We start from the raw sequence: 20,103 nt of genomic DNA on the forward strand, positions 1-20,103 counted from the left end.
ATCACGCAGGGGATGTTTTTGGCGACGGGTCATAGCAGGGCACCCAAGGGTTCCCTACTATCTTGACAGCCGCCTATAAAAAATGGCGATATTCGAGTCAAATGACCCACTAGTCTTTTTGTCGGAGAAGAGTGAGGAATACTTCCTCACTCTTCTCTCCTTCTTTGCAGGAAAATTTACAAAACTTGAACCTTACCTATCTATATAAGTTGGTTTTATTAATACGTTTGAACTGACGGCGACCATGATAATCCCTGGAGAGGAGGTAGAGAGCTTTCTCTACCACTTGTTCAGCTCGGTGGCGCTTAACTTATGGAAAATTTAATTCCTCGTATAATTGCTAAACCTCCTCTTAAAAAAACATGCTACTTTGATATGAACTTCATATAGTTTTAATGAAACATTCATCAAAAATATACGTCTAACCCTGGAGTGTGTGGGAGGAATCAGGATATGTCCGTTGAGTCAAGCGATGGGTTGCCCGCTTCAGCTGCCATGAAGCCTTTGGCTCAGCCCCTTTCTGGGATGCCAACGCTGTTTAGCCACATTCCTTCGGAGCGGATTGGTCCGAATGGAGAATACGACTATTACGGCCTATCCAAACGGGTATGTATAGCGTTAAACGAATCCTTCAGTTCAGACGAAATTCGTAATCTGAAGGTGCGGCAGCGGGGGGCTATGATTGTCCTTCTAGGCAATGTTCAGAACCGCCGATTACTTTCACGTATTGTGCAAGTCGCTGCATCCGTCGAGGGAGCGGTTGGAGTTGAGTTAAATGGTGTAAGTATTGTTCCACCTTCTACAAACGGTAACTGTTGGGACGATTTTGTCGTCCTACAAACATTCCATCAGTGGATCTAAGCCGTGAATCAATTCATTTTTAATTTCTTTTAAGAGAGTGATAGTAAGCCATTACTCTCTTAAAAGAAATTGAGCCAAAAGGGATGGCAGGTGCTTTGCACCTGCCATCCCTTTTAGCTTTAACCTTGGTCCGGATTAACAATATTTTTGAGGGTGACGAGCTGTGCGGCCCTCCTATGTTTTTAGACGATTTAGTTATATCAATTTAAAAACTAAGCTAACCTCAGCTCGGGATAAGCTGAAGTGCTCATTTTGGCGTGCGCTTTGCGCACGCCAAAATGAGCGTTTTCGAGTGCCGTGCAACGCGCGGCACTCGAAAACGCCCTTAACCCGAACTCAGGTTAAGCTAGGCAGATGTTTGTAGGGAAATGGCTCTACGAGCCATTTCCCTACAAACATCTGCACTGGGTTCTGTTCAAATTGGTATTAGGACAAATTATTTCTAGCAAGCCGCAGTCTGTGTGGCTTGCTAGAAATTAATCTTCCTTCTTCTAATCGCCTAGTGCTAAAAACGTGTTGCGTCAGCAAGGGTAGATGCTTCGGCTTATTCCCAACTCGTGCTGGGTGCTTAGGGCTTACTGTCAAAGATCTTAGAGAAGGGGGACGTGAGCTTTGCGCGTGCCCTTCTCCAGGATCTTATTTGACAGTGAGCTCCTTATGGTACGCATAGAAAACCGAAATCGGAGTTCTGGTTTTTATGCACCTGAGCATAAGACATACATGTAATCTTGCCGATTTCGGCAATGAAAGAGGGCGGTACCTCCATTGAAAACCAGTACACTGCCTTGTACTGTCAAAAACAGTTGACTAACCCCGTGAACGCTATGAAGGATTTGCCAGGTTCACAAATTCTCAATCAGGTATCGCACTACTATCTAATCGGGCTTCTGGGCCTATCTCTATGGGGAGCCCCCTTAGCAAGCTTGACTATGGCTTCGGGATATCAGCCTCAAAATCCCTCTAGCCCAAATGGTCCTACCGGCTCTACGGGGACTCGTGGCTGCCCAGCGGCAAGTGTGATGCCCCTGACGGCTCTCGCTCCTCAGAGCCACGTTGGTAAAACAGTCTCTACTTATCCCACCTTCTTCTGGTATGGACCGGATACGAACAGCTCAACGATTGGCTTTAACCTATATGCCGTCAATGAAGCCGGAGAATCTGAGCTGCTCTGGCAAGAGACGCTCACAGCGATGCCGGGGCTGATGCATTACACCCTTCCTTCTACCGCACCGGGTCTTGTGGCAGGTCGGCAGTACCGGTGGGAGGTAGAACTGCTGTGCTATCCTGATCGCCCTTCCAGTCTTTTACGGGCTGATGCTTACATTGAAGTAGTACCTTCAGTGTCAACGCGTGGCGCTGGGCAGCTTGCTGAAGCAGGTATTTGGTATGACGCTCTGGCAGTCGCTTTGGCTACCCCAAGTACCCCTGAGTGGCTAGAACTGTTAGGTTCTCTTGCACAACTTGAACCCGCCACTACAGATGGACAGACCCTCAGCCAGCGCGATCGCCTTCAGCTCGTGATCGATCACGAGCGCTCCTGACTTCCTTTTCTTATATATCTATGTGACGGGCTTAAACATTGCTTAGAGTCTGCTTAGAAGGTTGTTTTTCGTGCGCGCAGTGCACGAAAAACAACCTTCTAAGCAGACCCTCGCTCAGTAGAAAGACGGTGATAGGCAGAGTGGATATTCTACATCACCGTCTTTCTACTGAACGTGTTCATTCCGCGCTGTGCTAACTCTTAAGCGGTAGACCTGTCATCAAATAAAGATTTGACGTGGAATTTCGGAAATTCTTGAGCACTCTTAACGAAACTGATATAAGATTTTCAGTCAAAACAAGCCTCCATTGCCCAGGTCACAGGGCATAAATTTCCGTGAAACCTCTGAAGCTGATCTGCGTCTTAAGGATTATCGAACCCACCGATCTCAACCGAAAGTGACATTTAGTCGAAATAGCCTTTGATGGTTAGCGTCTAGAGGTTACGTCGGGAGGGAGGATGCATGCTGTTGTGACCGTCCGCGAAGACGTGGCAGCCAAAAATTCAAAAGTTCGCTGATGAATTAGATGACCGGTGGAAGTATTTGGATAAGCGCTTACCAATGATTCATGAATCGGGGACTGCAAATTACTTCACACCTACTCAGACATATCACGCTATGAAACTCGCACGTTGGTTGCGCCTCACAACTCTGACTGCATTAGGTCTTGGCTTAGGATTGACCAGTAATTGGGCGGCCGCGATCGCCACGAACTTCTCTGCCGCAGATGTTGATCAAAACCGCTTCGTTTTAGTTGCTACATCGGGTGGTAGTCGCCTCACAATTCTGGAACAAATCACCAACGCTCGTTCCTGTTGGCAAGCTAATGGTGAAGAGATTGACGTTTTACTGCTGAACTTTGACTTCACCGGAATTTGTGGTCGTTCCTCTGACCTAAATGGTTACTCCATTCGGGCAGCAGGCCAGGATCTGGGTGCCCAATATCGCCTTCAGGTTCGGCCAGAGGGCAACGTCATGGTGCTGTATGCCACTCCCCGTCGCGGTGGCACTTCTCTGGAAGTTGGTCGCACCCGCGCCTTACCCCGTGAGTTTGGGCGAATTTATCTAAATCCTGGCTGGCGCATTGCCCGGCGGGTTTACAACGGCCGAGACCTTGGGCACCTGTATCTGGCTAATGACCAATCTGAAGCAACCCTGGTTGCCAATGCAAGTCGTTCCAATGGTGGATCCACGGTTGTGGTTCAGCCCAGCCCGAGCACTGGCTCCACCAGCGGTTCTATTCCTGTTGTGATTCCTTCTCCCTCCGGCTCGGCTACCGGTGTTACCCCCCCTAATCCGGATGATCGGTCTACCCGTCGTGTTCGTCGAACTCGCCGCAATACTGACAGCACCAGTCAACCCGTTGCTGAAGCTCCCCGTACGCCTTCAACCAACGGACCTATCAATATTCCAGTACCTGAGCCAGAAACCCGACCGACACCCTCGACTCGGCCTTCTGGGCCATCGGTAACGGGTTCTGCCTTGCCACCGCCTCCCTCGGCTTCCGGATCTCGGGGGGATGTGGCCGTGGTGCCTGTCCCTGCCCCACCTCCTACGCCTTCGGGCGATCGCCCTCCTGGTGACCGTATGATTCCAGTGGTTCCCGTCACCCGTGACATCAACTTTGGCGGAGGCAGTTCATCTACGGGAACTCCACAACCTTCCAATCGGCTTGCTGCTGACCTGGGATTTGGCTATCGCCTGATTGTCAGCGACAGTAGCCCCGAAGCTCAACGTCGTGTACGTTCTGTGGTACCGGATGCTTTCCGAACGGTGATTGACGGTCAGGTTGTCATGCAAGCTGGGCTGTTTTATAACGAAAATGAAGCCAACAATTTGCTGCAACGCTTAAGCCAGGAAAACTTGCCTGCTCGGTTGGTGCCTGTAACTAATTGATTGCTTTTCGTGGCAGCTACCCACGAAAGGCGATCGCTCAAGACAAGTTCGGAGAGTTACGTTCCCTGTTATTAAGCGAGTGGGGTTGAATATACAATTCAGCCCCACTCATTGTATTTTTCGCGGTATGAAGCAAAAAGCATAAAACTCAAGTGTCTTGTCGCAACAACGGAGTTGCCACCAGGAAAGATCTGAGGCCATGTTCTAGATAGGCGGCTGGACGCCAATCATCCCATCTACCTATTTAGAGGAGTACCATTGCCTGAGCTTGGTTCGAGACGTTAGATACAACGCCCCTAACCAATCGTGTCGGGTTACTTCGAATCGATAAAAAATACGCTTTTAACCCATTAGAATAATTTCGATTTGTTAAAGAGCTCAAATGTATGCAGCGCAGACTCCTCAGCATCTTGGGCTATTTACATGCAAGCTTTCATGGTCGTTCCAGATAGTCTTGCGGCAGAATGAAGTAGTACACCCGCATCACAAGAGCTTGCTTCCAACGTTAGATTTTTTCACAACAACGTCTATCTAGCGGGGGTCGTCATTCTCTTCCGATCGAAGGACTCTGGAGAATGAGCCCTATTACTCATGTCTACGGAGCGCTTTACTAAATGTCATCCTTTCCCTACGGGGATCGCCCTCTGATCTGAAGTAAATCATAAGTTTTCCAGATACCTGAAAAACCAGTGGTATCACAAGGGGAGTGGCACTCTAGCTGTAAGTATTCAGGTTTGGGCGATCGCCCGCTCTTCGTCGCTCTCCTACAATTCCGGCCTGAGCAGCAGCCCTGCTCCCTTGTCTGAATCTCACTTCAGTTCTTATGCCATCCTTTGCCTGGGTTTTCCCCTAAATTCTCATGAAGCAAATACCAGCCTCACTCCTTACCCTTACTGCCGGTATTCTGGTCACTCTGATTAGCCTCTGGGTTGGGCAGAACCATGGCCTTTTACCGGAGCAAGCCTCGACAGATGCTCCCCTGGTTGATGGTTTGTTTGACCTGATGGTGACCATTGGTACGGCCCTGTTCATCGTTGTTCAGGGAGCCATCATCATTTTTCTGGTGATGTTTCGTCGTCGGCCTGGGGATACAGGCGATGGTGAACCTATCGAAGGGAACCTACCCCTGGAAGCCTTCTGGACTGCTATTCCTGCCATCATCGTGATTGGTCTCGGCGTTTATAGCGTTAACGTCTTCCAGGAAATGGGCGGCCTGTCTCCCGGTAGCCACCCCATGTTGGGTCACCAACACCCCAGTGCAGTCGTTGCTCAAAACATGGATCAAAACACGCCTGTGGCTGGGGATACGATGCCTTTGATGGCCCAGGCTCCCAACGGTGGCGACGACTATGAACCCGAATATGGATTCGGTGCCTCACCGGGTTCGAACCGCATGAGAGCTGATGTGGTGGTGAATGTCACCGGGATGCAATTCGCCTGGATTTTCACCTACCCGGATAGCGGCATTGTTTCGGGTGAGCTGCATATTCCTGAAGGTAAGACGGTACAGCTTAACCTGACCGCTCAAGATGTCATTCACTCCTTCTGGGTACCCCAGTTCCGCTTGAAGCAGGATGCTCTACCTGGGGTTGAATCAGGTCTCCGGTTTGTGGCCAGCAAGGTGGGCCAGTATCCCGTAGTTTGTGCGGAATTGTGCGGTAGCTACCACGGGGGTATGCGGACACAAATCATGGTTCATACCCCTGAGGATTATGACAGTTGGGTAACAACTAACCGTCCAGCGACCGCAGCGGTAGCCCAACCTCCCGTGGCCGTTAGCACCGCAAGCATGTCTGATCCAGAGTATTTACAGCCTTATGCGGCCGAGATGGGAGTGACCTCCCAAGCTCTAGCACAGCTCCAACCCTCCTGAAGCCCGTCTTTTGACCCGCTTGCAACTGCCCACTTAAACAGATTTGAATTCTGGTTATGACCCAAGCCCAAGTACCCCTCGACACCTCGTTGGTGGCCGACCACGGTAGCCCCCATAAAGCCTGGAAGTGGTATGACTACTTCACCTTTAACGTTGACCACAAGGTGATTGGCATCCAGTACCTGGTGACCTCGTTTATCTTCTACCTGATTGGTGGGTTGATGGCCGTGGCGATGCGTACCGAATTAGCCACCCCTGACCCTGACTTTATTGACCCCAGCCTCTATAACGCCTTTTTGACCAACCACGGGACAATCATGATCTTCCTGTGGATTGTGCCAGCGGCCATTGGTGGCTTCGGTAACTATCTGGTGCCTCTGATGATTGGGGCACGGGATATGGCATTTCCTAAGTTGAATGCGATCGCCTACTGGCTCAACCCCCCTGCGGGTCTGTTGATCCTCGGCAGCTTCTTCTTTGGGGGTTCTCAAACGGGATGGACCGCTTACCCACCGTTGAGTGAAGTGACCGCTAACACGGCGCAGTCCATGTGGATTTTGGCGATCGTGCTGGTGGGGACTTCTTCCATTTTGGGGGCGGTGAACTTCCTGGTGACCATTCTCAAAATGCGTGTTCCCAGCATGGCGTTGAATGACATGCCACTGTTTTGCTGGGCGATGTTGGCAACCTCAGCTCTGGCGCTGTTCTCCACCCCGGTGTTGGCGGCGGGTCTAACGTTGCTGTTGTTTGACATCAACTTTGGTACCTCCTTCTTTAAGCCTGATGCCGGTGGTAACGTCATCATTTATCAGCACTTGTTCTGGTTCTATTCGCACCCGGCGGTGTATCTGATGATTTTGCCCATCTTCGGCATCATGTCGGAGGTGATTCCGGTTCACGCCCGGAAGCCGATTTTCGGATATAAGGCGATCGCCTACTCCAGCCTTGCCATCTGTGTTGTGGGTCTGTTTGTGTGGGTCCACCACATGTTCACCAGCGGCACCCCTCCCTGGATGCGTCTGTTCTTTACGATCTCCACACTGATTGTGGCGGTGCCGACTGGGGTAAAAATCTTCAGTTGGGTTGCAACTCTGTGGGGTGGCAAGATTCGCCTGACGAGCGCCATGCTGTTTTCGGTGGGGCTGCTGTCGATGTTCGTATTTGGTGGGATCAGCGGTGTCACCATGGGGGCTGCTCCCTTCGACGTTCACGTCCACGATACCTACTATGTGGTGGCCCACTTCCACTACGTTCTATTTGGCGGCTCCGTGTTCGGCATTTATGCCGGAATCTATCACTGGTTCCCCAAAATTACCGGGCGTTTCTTGAATGAGCCTCTGGGTGTTGTGCACTTCGTTATGACCTTCATCGGCACCAATCTTACCTTCCTGCCCATGCATACGTTGGGCTTGCAGGGGATGCCTCGCCGGGTCGCGATGTACGATCCACAGTTTGAGTTCATCAACCAAATCTGTACCTTCGGGGCTTATGTTCTGGCCGCTTCGGTCATTCCCTTCACCGTCAACATCATCTGGAGCTGGATGAAGGGTAAGAAAGCAGGAGACAATCCCTGGAACGCATTGACCCTAGAGTGGACGACGAGCTCACCCCCCATCATCGAGAATTGGGAAGTGCTGCCAGTGCTGGAGCATGGCCCCTATGACTACGGGATGGACAAAGCACATCGTAGTCCTGTGTCTGCGAAGGTGGAAGATTCACCGATCTCCTGACCAAGGGGCCAGAGCTTAATCCCAGCCATTTGTGGATGGGTTTTGGCCTCACTGTTTCATCTGCTGATCCCTTTACCTTCCTCTCTGACTTATGCAAGGTTCAACTGTCCCCACTGATACCACCATCACCACGGCTGCCCATACAGAAGTGGCCCATCATGAGGAGCATCCCGACCTGCGTGTGTGGGGACTGCTAACCTTCCTGGCTTCCGAGTCTCTGATGTTTGGCGGGTTCTTCGTCGCTTATCTCCTGCTTCGGGGCATTGCTTCCCAGTGGCCTCCTGAGGGCACAGAGGTGGAGCTGTTAGTACCCACCGTCAACACCATCATTCTGGTGTCCAGTAGCTTTGTGATCCACCTGGGCGATGTCGCTATCAAGAAAGATGATGTGGCAGGCTTCCGTAAGTGGTACATCATTACCGCTATTATGGGTGCGGTCTTCCTCCTCGGTCAGGTGTATGAATACATGACTCTGGGCTATGGGCTGGCGACCAATATCTTCTCGAACTGCTTCTATTTGATGACGGGCTTCCACGGTTTGCACGTGTTCGTCGGGTTGCTGCTAATTTTAGGGGTGCTGTGGCGATCGCGCCGCCCTGACCACTACAACTCACACAAGCACGTCGGCATCGAGATGGCTGAGATTTACTGGCACTTCGTCGATATCATCTGGATTGTTCTGTTCAGCTTGCTATACATTCTGACTCAGTTCTAAATCTCCACCACAGAGTTGTGCTGTGCTGTGTACCGTACAATCTGCCTATGAAAAGAATGAGGGTAGCGCTAAGCGCTGCCCTCATTCTTTTTATTCGCCTGGTGATGGTACTCGTTCAGCCAAAGCTTTTTGAGCAAGCCGGGTCACGTAAACTGTAACGGCAACTGTGGCAATAAAACCTACAATCCGAATCACCCATTGCAGTGTCGGATCCGTGGGTTGTCCTTCGGTTCCAATCCGCGCAATATCTCCTGCCAGGGAACCAATGTAGACATACATCAGGGTGCCGGGAATCATGCCGATGGAACCGAGTGCGTAATCTCGCAAAGACACACCTGTGATACCAAAAGAATAGTTGAGTAGATTGAACGGAAAGACGGGGGAAAGCCGTGTCAGGAGAACGATCTTAAATCCTTCTTGGGCAACAGCCTGATCAATAGCGGCAAAGTTTGGATTGCCTGCGATTTTTTTACTGATGCGATCGCGTGCTACATAACGACCGACTAAAAAGGCAGCGATCGCCCCCAGCGTCGCCCCCACAAACACATAAACCGAACCCATCACCACACCAAAAACAACCCCTGCTCCCAGCGTCAAAATGGACCCCGGCAGAAAGGCGACCGTTGCCACGACGTATAGGCCAATAAAAGCAATGCCGCCTAAAATTCCCAGACTATCAATCCATTCCAGGGCATTACGCAGCAAGTCCTGGGGATTGAATCCAGCTTCGGTTTCTTGGGCTAAGGCTGGGAAGGTGAAGAGGAGGTTAGCGATCGCCCCCACTCCTACCCCATAAATTCCCCGCAAAACCCACTGTCCGATAATTCGGCTCCAATCCATGATGAGTTCTTTCGTAGCGTGCGCTGTCATTGTAGAGTCTGTTGAAGTGCGAATGTTGCTAACTAAATCGGGTCAGCAACTTAAGGAACGATCGCGTTCGAGGGGTCAACAACGTGCGTCGATACGTATCTGCTGCTTTCTTAATCCCTTCCGCTTGAGTTGGGTAGGGATGAATCACACCAGAAAGGGCGCTAAGGCCTTGTTTAGTGACGATCGCCAACGTCACCTCACTAATCATCTCTCCCGCATGACGAGCCACAATCGTTGCTCCCAAAATCTTGTCGGAACCTTGCTGGTGTAAGATTTTGACAAATCCTTCAGTCTCACCATCAGCCATCGCTCGGTCAACGTCCGACATCGGAATCGTGATGGTTTGAGTCTTCAAGCCTTGAGCCTGGGCTTCTGCTTCGTATAGCCCCACGTGCGCAATCTCTGGGTCGGTATAGGTAACCCAGGGCATGACTAAACTACTGAGCTTGCTACGGCCCAGGCCAAAGGGGGCAAACAGCGTATTTTTAATCACGATACGGGCAGCAGCATCGGCAGCGTGGGTGAACTTCCAGTTCATGCAGATGTCGCCAGCTGCATAAATGCGCGGATGGGTAGTTTGGAGGTAGTCGTTTACCTTGACGCCCTTGTGGGTGTCGTACTCGACTCCAACTGCTTCCAGGTTGAGCCCTTCTACGTTGGGCGATCGCCCCGCTCCCACTAAAATCTCATCCACTACAACGGTTTTCAACTCACCACTCTGGCGATAGTGAATCACCTTGCCCGCATCCGTCTTCTCGACTCGTTCAATGGTGGCATCCAGCAATAGGTTCACTTTCTCCCGTTGGAACTGTTGCTGGATAATGTCGGCGGCATCGATATCTTCGCGGTCGAGCAGGTGGCTGCGATTGTGCAGCAGTGTTACCTCACTGCCTAACCGCTGAAATGCCTGAGCCATTTCACACCCGATTGGGCCGCCTCCAATCACCCCGAAGCGTTGCGGCCGCTGAGTTAAGGAAAAGACAGTTTCATTCGTTAAATAGCCAACTTCTTCGAGGCCAGGAATATCAGGTGAGCTGGCACGGGCTCCAGTGGCAATGACAGCTTTTTTGAAACGCAGGAGGCTGTCTTGAACAGCGATCGCCCCTCCATCCACAAACTTCGCTCGTCCCAAAAACACATCAATCCCCAACTTCTGAAACCGTTCTACAGAATCGTGAGGACTGATTTCGGCTCGGATGCGCCGCATGCGCTCCATAACAGCGGGGAAGTCGATGGCGATCGCCTCCGGTGGCTGAATTCCAAATGCTGCGGAATCACGCATATCCGCTACCACTCGCGAGGAGCGAATTACGCACTTAGACGGTACACACCCGACATTGAGGCAATCGCCTCCCATCAAGCTTTTTTCAATCAGAGCCACTTTCAGCCCTAACCCTAATCCTGCTGCACCTGCTGCCACGACCAATCCAGCCGTTCCCGCCCCAACCACCACCAGGTCGTAGCAATCCGCTGGTTGAGGATTGACCCAATCCGGCGGGTGCACTTGTGCCATGAGTTGCTGGTTGTAGGCATCCAGTGGCTGAAGTGCAGGTTCCTGTTGAATGAAGGATGTCATGGATAGAATCTCTGGGTTGAAGTCACCTGATTTAATTAACGGGATAAATTGGCATGAAGTATGAAATTAGAGTAACCAAAATCCCTGGAGCACGGGTATATTGTCAACTCAGACAAGCCCGCAGGCATTGACGCTAACATGTTAAAAGACTAATTTATCCGTGGATTAGCCTACAAGAAATTTAAACTCTAAACATCCTCCAGGGATGGGATTTATCAAGTCCTGCGTAACATATAAGCAATACATCGCACGTTATCAATCAACTGTTTTGTACCATTTACAGTATTTTCTGATCGGGTGAGGTATGAGAGATGGATGTGAAACTTCGTCCCACATCCATCTCTCATACCCCATCCGATCAGAAAGGGTTATATATGGGCTTAGAACCGTTTTTTACTTGTTGCTGGAATTGTGAACTTACAAGTACACCGAGAAAATAGCCCCTTGGGGAATATTGTCTTCTACAGTAATCTTGCCGCCATGGGCTTCAATCGCCATTCGGCAAAACGCCAGCCCCAAGCCAATTTGAGGCACATTTTCAAGAAATGTACCAATTTCAAACTTCTCGAAAATACTTTGCTTCACCGCGGCGTTAACGCCAAAACCAGAGTCCTTCACTCGGATCATTGCGTTTCCTGAGCTAAGATATTCCATCTCTAAAACTACTTCACTGTCAAGGCAGGAAAACTTGATAGCATTTGACAAAAGATTGTCGATAACTCGGCGAAAGATATTGGCATCGACTGTAATCAAATGACCAGCAGGTGGCAGTTTAGCCGTAAGGGTTACCTGACGCTGGCTGGCAATTCCCTCAAACTCATCGACCGCTGCCAGACAGAGATGATGTAGGTCAACGCTCGTCCGATTCAGTGCCATCGTCCCTGATTCTAGTTTTGCCATGAGCAACAGGCTATCAATCTGCGATTGCAGTTGATATCCGGCTTGCTCAATGCGATCAACATTTTTATCCAGTTCTTCAGGGGTGCGATCGGGCATCTTCATGATGTACGCGGCCATGAGGATGATCGCCAGGGGAGTGCGTAGGTCATGCACCATCATGTTGACCATGTCCTCCCGTAATTGCATGACGCTTTGTAAGTTGTCGTGCTGCTGTTTAATCCGCAACATCGAGCGAACACGGGCGCGCAACTCCTGGGCATTTACCGGCTTGCTGATGAAGTCATCGGCCCCGGCATCCAGACAGCGGGCAAGATCCTCCTTCGCCGTGAGGGCTGTCACCATAATGATGGGAAGATGGTTCCAGGTCGGGCTGGATTTGATGCGTCGGCACACCTCAATGCCATCCATCCCGGGCATCATCACATCCAGTAGTATGGCATCGGGTGGTGAGCTTTCTAGAAATGCTAAAGCCGCCACGCCATGAGGGGCATAGTGGAGGTCATAGCCTTCCCGCAGCAGGAGGGTTTCGAGGACATCAAAATTGTCGAGTTCATCATCGACGATTAAAAGAGATGGGCGCTTACCCAAACTTTGGTTACCCATACAACGTGATGCTCCTAGCGGGATAAAAATCGAGCGATAGTATCGACCAGATGCCGCAGCCGAATCGGTTTCGTCAGGTACTCGCTAGCTCCAGCAGCCAGGCAGCGATCGCGATCCCCAGGCATAGCCAGTGCTGTCAGTGCAATAATCGGTATCGCTTCCATTCCCGGTAGTGATCGAATCCGCTGAGTTGCTTCCAGTCCGTCAATTCCCGGCATTTGGATATCCATCAGAATTACATCAGGGTGGTGAGCCTGAATCAAATTCATCACCTCATGCCCATTCAGTGCTGTTAGCATGCGATACCCGCAACTCGTCAGGTAATTGCTAAAGGTGTCGATGTTTGCCTGATTGTCTTCGGCAAGCAGTACCAGGGGCCGATGTTTCGATGGGTCTTCCGGCGTCTCGACTCCAGCAACGAATGGAGGGGGCGATGAAGATTCCCAGGAACCTGCGGAGAAGGTTAAATTGGTTGTGCGATAGGGCAATGTCACAATAAATTGACTGCCCTGTCCCAGACTACTTTTGACCTCAACCGTTCCATCATGCATCTCCACAATTCGTCGAACCAGTGCCAGGCCCAGCCCAGTGCCAGCATACTGGCGGTTCAGCCGACTGTCGATTTGCACAAAAGATTGAAACAACTTCGCCATATCCTCTGCGGCAATGCCAATTCCGGTATCGATGACGTTGAACTGGATGTTTTCCTGCAAGTCGTCCAGGGTAATGGCGAGGGTAACTCGGCCGCCCTCTGGAGTGAATTTGACGGCATTGCTCAGCAAGTTCAGCAAGACCTGGCGCATACGTCGCTCGTCTACTCGAATAGTGCCCAAATTAGCCGGAATCTGAATATCTAATTGAATGTTTTTTTGATGAGCTAATTGTTTAATCAGACTGAGGCTGGAGAGACAGAGGTCGCGAATGGAGGTTGGCAAAGCTTGAAGTTCCAATTTGCCAGATTCAATTTTTGCTAAATCAAGAATGTCGTTAATCAGGTCGAGCAAGTGGCGACCACTGCGGTCAATGGTGGCGATCGCCTTCCCTTGCGCTGCAGTCAGGCTACCAAATACCTGTTCCTGTAACCCCTCAGACATCCCTAAAATAGCGTTCAAGGGAGTTCGTAGTTCGTGGCTCATACTTGCTAAAAACTCATCCTTGAGACGGGTTGCCCGAGCCAACTGGACGTTAACGGACTGCAATTCCTGATTGGCATTTTGCAGGTTGGTTTCAGCTACCTTGCGTTCGTTGAGTTCTACTTCTAATTGGCAATACAGGGCAGATTGGCGAATTGCTACGGCTAGATAGTCGGCCAGTTGTTGCAGGAGCGTGATTTCCTCCTGTTGCCACTGGCGGGGGGTTGCACACTCATGGGCTATCAAAAGTCCCCATAATTGCTGGGTCTCCTGCTGCACGATGGGCACCACTAGCTTGGCCTGAACGTTGAAATCATCCATAAACTCCACCATGTATTCCGTGATGGGAGTTTGGGTGCGATCATTTACGACATTAATGTTGCCCTGCAGATAGAGCTCGTAGCAGGCCTCTGAAAAGGCTTTTGGAGAGAGTTCACCGGTCAGTACTCGTTGCCAGGGATGGGCCGTTGCCTCAGCAACCACTTGTCCTGAGCGATCGCTAAAAATCTGATAGGCCAGCACACGATCCGATTGGATGAGCGCGCGGGCTTCTTTCACGGCGGTCTCTACAATGGCATTAACATCCCGGGTCTCCTGAATCCGCTGCAAGATGGAAATCAGTAAATGCTCTTTTTCCACCTGTTGATTCAGGCGAAACTCAATTTCCTTACGATGGCTAATGTCGGTCAGGCGTAGCAGTTGGGTAACGGCCCCGGCCACAGAAATTTGGGTTCCGGCAATGCTAGCCCAGAAAACATGACCTTTCTGAGTGACATATTCGATTTCCCGGTTCCAGAACCCAGTGCTTTGCATTTCCTGGTCGATCGCCTCCAGTTCCTCGACGGGAAAGGGATAGCGCTGCAACAAATTGCCGCAAATATTAAGCAAGTCACCTTTGTTCTCGGCCTCAAACATCTCGACGGCCCGATCATTGCAATCGGTGATCAAATCGGTTTCAGGATCAACCAGAAACAGAGCATCGGTCGATTCATCAAAGAAGGCATCACGCAAATCTCGGTTGCGTTGCAGTTCCAGCTCAGCTCGTAGACGCGCGGTAATATCCCGCACGACCACTAGCACCTCATCTTCATTAATAGCCAGAACACGGATTTCTTCGCCAACGCACCCTTCATCTTTCGTGAACTGGTGTTCGTAGATCTGAAGTTCTCCAGTCGTAATGGCTGCATGGATTGCTGCCAGCTGGTATTCCAGCAGTTCGGGAGGCAGCACTTCTGAGATGTGTTGATGCACTTCCAAAAAACGGTCGCTAGGGCTACGAGCCGGCAAAATACAATCCAGACAGGTGCCATCTCGGTGCAGCCGCAGCAACAGGTCGGGCATGGCTTCGAGAATGGCTCGATAGCGAGCTTCACTTTCCTGTAAGGCGATTTCCGACTGTCGCCGCTTCTGGTCGAGCGATAAAGTCCAGGCTGCCGATCGCAGTAAATGGGTTTCCGAAGCTTCCCAGAGAACTTCGCGATCGCGCCGCTCAAATCCAATCAGCCCCCAGAACACCCCATCCACAATTAATGGCAAGACCATAATGGAGAGAATATCCTGTGTTTTCAGAATAATCTGTTCCGATTCCGGCAGGTCAATGACACGGCTGCTAATCGCCTCTCCCCGGGACAAAACCTCAACCCAGCGTGGCAATAAGGCTTGCAGCGGAAGATTTTGTAGGGCTGGGTTGTGGATTTGGGGCATAACGCCCTCGGCACACCACTCCACCTGCTGGCTGCTGAATAACTGTCCGGCTTCATCATCATGATTGCGGAACAAATAAACCCGCGAGGCCCCAGAAAGTTGCCCTAGATGCTCCAAGATCTTGTGATAACCGGAAAGGATGCCCTGGCTACCAATCAGTTGCTGCTGAACTTCCACCAGGGTCATCAGATATTGTTCCCGACGTTCCAGGGCTGCTTTATCGCGCTTGCTCTCGGTGATGTCGTAGTTAATGCCAATCATGCGGAGGGCAGTACCCTGCTCGTCACGCTGCACCAGGGCATGGGCTTTGAGGTAATGAATGGAGCCACCTGAGTGAACAACCCGAAATTCGGTGTTGTAATCGCGCTCACCTCGGCGAGCTTGCTCTGAAACCTGTTGCGCTTCGGCTCGGTCATCGGGATGAATCGCGTGGAGCCAGGCTGCATAGGCGCTGCCAAAGTCTTCCCGCTTGACGCCATACAACGCGTACATGCGGTCATCCCAAGCAATGCTGTTCTGGACAATGTCCCATTCCCAGATGCCGATGCCGCCTGAGGTGATGGCCAGGCTCAGGCGATCGCTCATGTTCTGCAACTCTTCGGCCAGGTGTTGCTGTTGGGCGATCGCCTGCTGCATTTTGTTATTCACTCGTTGCAGGGCAGCAGTGCGTTCGCTAACGCGGAATTCTAAATCCTGGTTGAGCTGATGGAGTGCCACCATCGCTTCCTGCCGTTCCAGTTCGGCACTGACCCGCGCCGCAAATACCCGAAGGATAGCGGTTGCCCGCTCATGTCGGGTGAAAGACTTGTCATCCACAACACAGAGGGTTCCGATGACTTCCCCCGAACTCCGGGTAAGCACGACCCCAAAATAGGACTCGGCACCGATGTCTGCCAGTACAGGGGCATCTGGAAACTGTTGCTGCAACTGTTGCGGGCAGTAGTACTGACCCTGGGCTATCGTGACACCGCAAGGAACGGTATTGGTTGGAAATTGAATGTTAGGGCAAACTTTGCCATCGGCCCACAACAGCAATGTTTCCTGAAAATGTCCCTGAGTGCGATTAACGATGACGTAGCGCACATTGAGAGCTGTAGCAATGTAGTGCCCCATGGCTGGGAAGAAGTTCTCCCCGATAGTTGCTGCCGCCCCTTCTACCAGGTTGTGTAGTGTTTCAGTGGATTGGTGCTGTTCGGTGATATCTTCGGCAATGCCACAGAATCGGTATACCTCGCCTGCCTCGTTGCGGATGGGAAAACTGCGATCGCTCACCCACCGAACACCACCATTGGGCTGCACAACCCGGTACTCACAATGCGTTGCCTGACCCAGGGTTTGTTGCTCAAGGGCAGAGAGGATTTGGGGGCGATCGTCCAGATGAATTGCTTCTAGAAATGACGCCGGAGAATCATATAAACTTTGGCAGGAGCGGCCCCAAATGGTTTCATAGGCTGGGCTGACGTATAACATTTGGGGGCAACGCAGGTCTGACAGGTAAAACACCTCGTTGATGTTGTTCGCTACTTGCCGGAAACGCTCTTCACTTTCCAGCAGTGCTTGCTCCGCTAGCTTGCGGTCGGTGACATCCCGAATGATGATGAGAACCTCATCCCCACTGCAGGGAACTATGCGCACCTCCTCGTAATAACATGCACCCTGCATCTCCACCTTCTGCTCATAGGTTTGCAGCTGTTGCGTGTGAATGGCTTGCTCGGTGTAGTAGCGGCGACGTTCTGCTAGATCTGGGGGAAGGCTCTGGTTGAGGTGCGATCCAGGTACACTGGCTGCAGGGTTGAACAGGTGAATACTGCCCCGGTTCCGGATATCTAAATAGGTGCCATCCCGATGCATCCGAATGAGATAGTCAGGAATAGCTTGTACCAGAGCCCGGTTCATTTCTTCGCTGCGGCGCAAGCTTTGTTCCATCTGCTTGCGCTCGGTAATGTCGGTGGTAAAACCGACAATGCGGTAGACAGTGCCGTCCTCCCGTTTCAGTGGCGATAACCGTGTGAGCCACCACAAATCTTTTCCCTGAAATGGAAGGTGCTCTTCGTAAATCAGGTGCTCCCCTGTTCGAAAACATGTTTCATAACGCTGCCGCACCACCTGAGCCATTTCGGATGGCAGGATGTCTTCAGGAGTTTTGCCACACAGGTCGGCATTAGACAAACCCGTTTGCCGCTCATGGGCCGGATTTAGCCCGCTGTAATAGAATTCTCCATCGGGTGAGAGGTCAATGGTGAAGATTGACTCAGCCGTGCCCTCATAAATACTCTGAAGCAGGGACTGGCTGACATTCTGCACTGCTAGAGCCTGTTGAGGTTTCAACTCTACAGGAACGGTGCCAGCCAGCAGCCATTGCGGTGGGGTTTCGGTGTGGTAGTGTTCTGGGGCGCTCGCCTGCTCCATGACCCGTCGGAGCTTTATCCCTAGCAGTTTCAGATAGCCATTGTTCGGGTCCTGCAAAATGTAGTCTGCCGCTCCCTGCTCAAGGCAGGCCAGAGCTAAGTCCTCTTCTCCTGGCTGAACACCAACGACTACAGCAATGCCTTCATGAATACAGTGGGCCAGCATGGGAAGTAGCGCTTCTGCCCCCATGCTGCTCGTCAGTAGAGCAACTCGGCAGGATGCTAGTAGCGCAATAGTTCTGGCATCGTTTGTCGCTATCCCGTCGGGAGTAGCTACCTCACAGACCCATCCACACCCTTCAAGGGTTGCTTGAAGGGTGGCCTGCGTTTGAGTATCCGCCTCAACCAGAAAAACCTGGCTAGAAGCCATAGACCTGTCCCACTGGAATTACAAAGATGGGTCTGGCAAGGTTGACCCAATAACGCTCTTAGTGTTCGCCCAAAAGGCAAAGAAATAACAAACTCTGCTGGCTATTTAAGAAACTTTCCTGGTGATGGAGTAGCTCAACTCAATTACACATAAAGTTCAAAACGCTATGCTGCTTGTATCGCGAGTGGTACAGCATTTTTTATGTAATTATGCCCACACGCTCTTGCTCCATGGTCACACTCATTTCATAATTGACAAATTCTTATTAGGGTGATGGGTAGAACCTATCACCCTAATAAGAATCGAACTACCTACATTAGAGGGAATATTTAGTCATTTCCCCTAATGTAGGTAGTTCTCAGAAGATGTTTGAGCTATGGAGTTAATCGGCTAAAACAGGTATTTCCAATTCTACAGTTGTTCTTCCATTCGTCTCACTCTGTATGGAGAATGTCCCACCATAGAGTTGCATCATTTTGCTGACGATGGCTAGGCCAAGGCCAGAACCTTGTTGCTCATAACTCTTTCGGTCAAATTGAACTAGAGCGCCAATCTGAGCAATTTGCTCATCACTCATACCCCGTCCATAATTCAGGATGGACAGATGAAAGAGTTCACCGACAGGTTTTCCGACAACTTGAATAGGGCTGCCGGGTTGAGAAAACTTTAGGGCATTATCGAGTAATTCTTCTGTAATTTTCTGAAGGTCTTTCTCAGAGATGGAGAGAATACTATCCTCGATAGTGCAGGTTATATCTGTTTGGCGCTTTGCCTGCTCAGACAGCCGTTGGGCACTGGTCGTAATCCATACCTTAGCAGGGGTAATATGGGTTTGGCCCCTGGCTTTTTCAATGGCTTCTGGGTCACTAGTAATCAGTTCTAATCGCCCATAGATCAAAAAGTTTTGAATCAGCCGATTCATCCGCTTTGCAGATTTTTGAATTAAGCCGAGAAGTTCCTCTCGCTCGCTCTGATCCAAGTTTTCTGGAGCATTTAATAACAGATCAATAGCTCCCAAAATGCCATTGATAGGTGTGTTGAATTCATGGGGTAAAGAACGAGTAATACTTCCCCTTACTCCATCTAGAGTGCTCTCCAGTAAGCACACCATGTCTTGTCGCAGTTGTAGCAGTCGTTCCAAATGGTCGTGCTGCTGTTTAATTCGCAGCATCGAGTGGACACGGGCACGGAGTTCTAGAGCATTGACGGGTTTGCTAATGAAGTCGTCCGCTCCGGCCTCCAGACAACGGGCCAAATCCTCCTTTGCGGTTAAGGCTGTGACCATGATGATAGGCGTTGATTGCCAGGCTGGATCTGCTTTGATGTGGCGGCATACTTCAATCCCATCCATCTGGGGCATCATCACGTCCAGAAGAATGACATCGGGGCAGAATACTGATAATTTCTCGATTGCGTTGGAGCCCAGGGAGCAGTAGTGAAGTTGATAACCTTCCTGAAGTAGAAATGCTTCAATGACATCAAAATTATTAGGTTCGTCATCAACGATCAGGATGGACGGCGGCTCGCTCATAAGGAAATGTGGGATGAATCGCTCTTCATTATGGATGAGTCGAGGGAGCGATCGCCTCCTGTACCTTACTGAAAAATGAGGTGGTACTGAATAAAGCTATGAAATAAGATGTGAAACTACGCGCATCTATTGCAGAACTCTATTTAGCAGCGGGAAAAATTAGGGCTATTGGCTCATCCGTATTGCTTAAGTAGGAAGTATGACTAAATGAAAAATTACACCTCTTCTCAATCGGGTGAGATACGAGAGAGGAAGGTGAGGTGAAATTCCACATCCCTACTAGTGGGTCATCTGGCGTGAGTATTGCCATTTCAGGTGGAGCATTTCAGGCCACCAAGGACTGGGTTACAGCCCCAGACCCTCCTAATCGATGCTTAGGTCGTTTAGATCGC

General features: G+C 50.7%; 11 protein-coding genes. 6 read left to right on the top strand and 5 right to left on the bottom strand.

Translation table 11 applies throughout. The features are described 5' to 3' along the window. Positions 1-453 precede the first annotated feature (453 nt). The 6 genes from NDI52_RS32090 (at position 454) to NDI52_RS32115 (ending at position 8,616) form a co-directional block, all read left to right on the top strand. The gene (locus tag NDI52_RS32090; RefSeq protein ID WP_190771284.1) at positions 454-861 is read left to right on the top strand and encodes a hypothetical protein; all 408 of its coding nucleotides are present in this window, start codon (positions 454-456) and stop codon (positions 859-861) included. Positions 862-1,685: 824 nt separating this feature from the next. After that, positions 1,686-2,402, top strand: coding sequence for a DUF928 domain-containing protein (locus tag NDI52_RS32095; RefSeq protein WP_190789462.1), 717 nt, complete (start codon positions 1,686-1,688; stop codon positions 2,400-2,402). Between the two features lie 618 nt (positions 2,403-3,020). Then, positions 3,021-4,298, top strand: coding sequence for a DUF3747 domain-containing protein (locus NDI52_RS32100; protein WP_190771286.1), 1,278 nt, complete (start codon positions 3,021-3,023; stop codon positions 4,296-4,298). Between the two features lie 859 nt (positions 4,299-5,157). Then, positions 5,158-6,171: a cytochrome c oxidase subunit II gene (locus NDI52_RS32105; RefSeq protein ID WP_190771287.1), complete on the top strand. Its 1,014-nt coding sequence runs from the start codon at positions 5,158-5,160 to the stop codon at positions 6,169-6,171. Positions 6,172-6,227: 56 nt separating this feature from the next. Continuing rightward, a complete protein-coding gene (gene ctaD / locus NDI52_RS32110) occupies positions 6,228-7,901 on the top strand; it encodes a cytochrome c oxidase subunit I (protein WP_190771288.1) in 1,674 nt (557 codons plus the stop codon). Between the two features lie 91 nt (positions 7,902-7,992). Beyond that, on the top strand, positions 7,993-8,616 hold the full coding sequence (locus NDI52_RS32115) for a heme-copper oxidase subunit III (protein ID WP_190771289.1): 624 nt from the start codon (positions 7,993-7,995) through the stop codon (positions 8,614-8,616). Positions 8,617-8,706: 90 nt separating this feature from the next. On the opposite strand, the gene NDI52_RS32120 is transcribed toward NDI52_RS32115, so the two are convergent. The 5 genes from NDI52_RS32120 to NDI52_RS32140 all read right to left on the bottom strand — a co-directional run bounded on the left by NDI52_RS32120 (position 8,707) and on the right by NDI52_RS32140 (position 19,711). Next, entirely contained in the window at positions 8,707-9,486 is a 780-nt protein-coding gene (locus tag NDI52_RS32120) for a TVP38/TMEM64 family protein (protein WP_242035904.1), read from the bottom strand. 28 nt (positions 9,487-9,514) lie between these two features. After that, positions 9,515-11,062: a mercuric reductase gene (locus NDI52_RS32125; protein ID WP_190771290.1), complete on the bottom strand. Its 1,548-nt coding sequence runs from the start codon at positions 11,060-11,062 to the stop codon at positions 9,515-9,517. Positions 11,063-11,479: 417 nt separating this feature from the next. Then, positions 11,480-12,565: a hybrid sensor histidine kinase/response regulator gene (locus NDI52_RS32130; RefSeq protein ID WP_199307966.1), complete on the bottom strand. Its 1,086-nt coding sequence runs from the start codon at positions 12,563-12,565 to the stop codon at positions 11,480-11,482. 14 nt (positions 12,566-12,579) lie between these two features. Beyond that, positions 12,580-18,180 carry a PAS domain S-box protein gene (locus tag NDI52_RS32135; RefSeq protein WP_190771291.1) on the bottom strand — a complete coding sequence of 1,867 codons (5,601 nt, stop codon included), beginning with the start codon at positions 18,178-18,180 and terminating at the stop codon, positions 12,580-12,582. A gap of 382 nt (positions 18,181-18,562) precedes the next feature. Then, the gene (locus NDI52_RS32140; protein WP_190771292.1) at positions 18,563-19,711 is read right to left on the bottom strand and encodes a hybrid sensor histidine kinase/response regulator; all 1,149 of its coding nucleotides are present in this window, start codon (positions 19,709-19,711) and stop codon (positions 18,563-18,565) included. Positions 19,712-20,103 lie beyond the last annotated feature (392 nt).

This window comes from Leptolyngbya sp. PL-A3, assembly GCF_039962325.1.
Classification (GTDB): Bacteria; Cyanobacteriota; Cyanobacteriia; order Elainellales; family Elainellaceae; genus Vacuolonema.